The sequence below is a fragment of the Dyadobacter sp. CY351 genome (genome assembly GCF_021502625.1).
Classification (GTDB): domain Bacteria; phylum Bacteroidota; class Bacteroidia; order Cytophagales; family Spirosomataceae; genus Dyadobacter; species Dyadobacter chenhuakuii.
The window spans coordinates 1-3,143 of the sequence record NZ_JAKFFU010000021.1 but is presented as its reverse complement, the minus strand read 5'-3'; the positions used below and the strand labels follow the sequence as shown (position 1 = coordinate 3,143).

Genomic DNA, 3,143 nt, shown 5'->3' with positions numbered 1-3,143 from the left:
TGAGATGGTCTTTGAATGGTATTGTGGCGGCTACCTACTTTACCAGGTTTGATCCAAGTATCATCGGCGGTTCTGGGCTTAACTTCTCTGTTCGGGATGGGAAGAGGTGAACACCAGGCCAATAGCCACCAACAAGGTCTTTGTTGGTCTTTCAGTGATATCGGTTATGGCAAGAGGTGAAGCGAATCGTCGCACCGTCCAGGCCAATAGCCACCAACAAGGTCTTTGTTGGTTTTTATCACTCAACAATATCTTTGAGTAATCAATGTCATATTGGAAGTAGAAGAGATCAAAAAGTGTTAAGATGTAATGTGCAAGCTCTTGGGTAATTAGTACTGCTCAGCTGAATGTATTTCTACACGTACACCTGCAGCCTATCAACGTCGTAGTCTACAACGACCCTTATGTGGAAGATTCATCTTCGGGCTAGTTTCGCACTTAGATGCTTTCAGCGCTTATCTATTCCCCACATAGCTACCCGGCCATGCCACTGGCGTGACAACCGGTTCACCAGCGGTGGGTCCACCTCGGTCCTCTCGTACTAAAGGCAGCCCCCGTCAATCTTCCTACGCCCACCACAGATAGGGACCGAACTGTCTCACGACGTTCTGAACCCAGCTCGCGTGCCACTTTAATCGGCGAACAGCCGAACCCTTGGGACCTTCTCCAGCCCCAGGATGTGACGAGCCGACATCGAGGTGCCAAACCTCCCCGTCGATGTGAGCTCTTGGGGGAGATCAGCCTGTTATCCCCGGCGTACCTTTTATCCTTTGAGCGATGGCCCTTCCATACAGAACCACCGGATCACTATACCCTGGTTTCCCACCTGCTCGACCCGTCGGTCTCACAGTCAAGCCTGCTTGTACTATTGCACTCCACACACGGTTACCAAGCGTGTTGAGCAGACCTTTGGAAGCCTCCGTTACACTTTTGGAGGCGACCACCCCAGTCAAACTACCCACCATGCACGGTCTCCGACTTTGTCGGATTAGATCCCAGGCCAGCGAAGGGTGGTATTTCAACGTTGGCTCCATCACGCCTGGCGACGCAACTTCACAGCCTCCCACCTATCCTACACATCCCTGACCCGAAAACAATGCAAAGCTATAGTAAAGGTGCACGGGGTCTTTCCGTCCCGTGGCGGGTAAGCGGCATCTTCACCGCTACTACAATTTCACCGAGCTCACGGCCGAGACAGTGCCCAGATCGTTACACCATTCGTGCAGGTCGGAACTTACCCGACAAGGAATTTCGCTACCTTAGGACCGTTATAGTTACGGCCGCCGTTTACTGGGGCTTCGATTCAATGCTTCTCTTGCGATGACATCCCCTCTTAACCTTCCAGCACCGGGCAGGTGTCAGGCCCTATACGTCAACTTTCGTTTTGGCAGAGCCCTGTGTTTTTGCTAAACAGTCGCCTGGGCCATTTCTCTGCGGCCTCTCTGTCGCCAGAGGAGGCTCCCCTTCTCCCGAAGTTACAGGGTTAATTTGCCGAGTTCCTTAGCCGTGATTCACTCGAGCACCTTAGAATATTCTTCTCGACTACCTGTGTCGGTTTACGGTACGGGTTGCGTACAGCTGGCGTTTCAAAAGCTTTTCTTGGAAGCGTTTTCGTAAGTTCGCTTCACCCGTAGGTTCTGCTCAACGCACTATTCCGTCAGTACGTACTTACCACAATACTCCGTCACTTTTTCACACTGCATGCAAGGGCAGGAATATTAACCTGCTGTCCATCGAGAGTCGCCTGTCGGCTATCCCTTAGGCCCCGCCTAACCCTCCGTTGATTAGCATAGCGGAGGAATCCTTAGTCTTTCGGTGTGCGGATTTCTCATCCGCATTATCGTTACTTATGCCTACATTTGCTTTTCTCACCAGTCCAGCCCAGCTTACGCCAAACCTTCACCCCTGTGAGAATGCTCCCCTACCGATCGTAATAAATTACTATCGCATAGCTTCGGTAATATGCTTGATGCCCGTTTATTATCGATGCCCGCCCCGCTCGACCAGTGAGCTGTTACGCACTCTTTAAATGTATAGCTGCTTCCAAGCTAACATCCTGGCTGTCTCTGCAGTCGGACCCCCTTAGTTCAACTTAGCATATATTTTGGGACCTTAGCTGATGCTCTGGGTTGTTCCCCTCTCGGACTGGGACCTTAGCACCCCAGCCCTCACTGCCGTGTATATCATAGCCCATTCGGAGTTTGTCAGAATTTGGTAGGATTTGACTCCCCCTAGTCCTATCAGTAGCTCTACCTGACCATGACTCAACCACGACGCTGTTCCTAAAAACATTTCGGGGAGTACGAGCTATTTCTCAGTTTGATTGGCCTTTCACCCCTACCCTCAGTTCATCCGAAAACTTTTCAACGTTTACCGGTTCGGTCCTCCACGATGTGTTACCAGCGCTTCAACCTGACCAAGGGTAGATCACCAAGTTTCGCGTCTACAGCCACTGACTAATCGCCCATTTCAGACTCGCTTTCGCTTCGGCTCCTGTATTCCAATACATTAACCTTGCCAGTAACCGTAACTCGTAGGCTCATTATGCAAAAGGCACGACGTCACCCGTAGGCTCCGTCCGCTTGTAAGCGCATGGTTTCAAGTTCTATTTCACCCCGCTGCTCGCGGTACTTTTCACCTTTCCCTCACGGTACTAGTTCACTATCGGTCTCTCAGGAGTATTTAGCCTTGGCGGATGGTGCCGCCGGATTCAGAGGGGATTTCTCCGGTCCCCACTTACTCAGGATACTCACTCAATTATCGCTCTTACCTGTACGGGATTCTCACCCTCTACGATTGACTTTCCCACGTCATTCCAGTTCAATTGATAACCACTAGGTGAGTCCTACAACCCCAGTCTGGCCGTAACCAGGCTGGTTTGGGCTTGTCCGCGTTCGCTCGCCACTACTTGCGGAATCACTATTGTTTTCTTCTCCTGCGGGTACTTAGATGTTTCAGTTCCCCGCGTTTGCCCCCCGTAGGGTAATACCACTTCATGGTACTGGGTTGCCCCATTCGGATATCTACGGATCAATTTGTATGTGCCAATCCCCGTAGCTTTTCGCAGCTTATCACGTCCTTCATCGCCTCTGAGAGCCTAGGTATCCCCCATGCGCCCTTAATTCGCTTGCGCGATCTTAATT

2 rRNA genes are annotated in these 3,143 nt (G+C 51.2%); both read right to left on the bottom strand.

What is annotated here, in order from left to right:
* Nucleotides 1-21: 21 nt before the first annotated feature.
* Nucleotides 22-133, bottom strand: a 5S ribosomal RNA gene (rrf, locus tag L0660_RS25980).
* 176 nt (nucleotides 134-309) lie between these two features.
* Nucleotides 310-3,133 (bottom strand): 23S ribosomal RNA (locus L0660_RS25975).
* Nucleotides 3,134-3,143 lie beyond the last annotated feature (10 nt).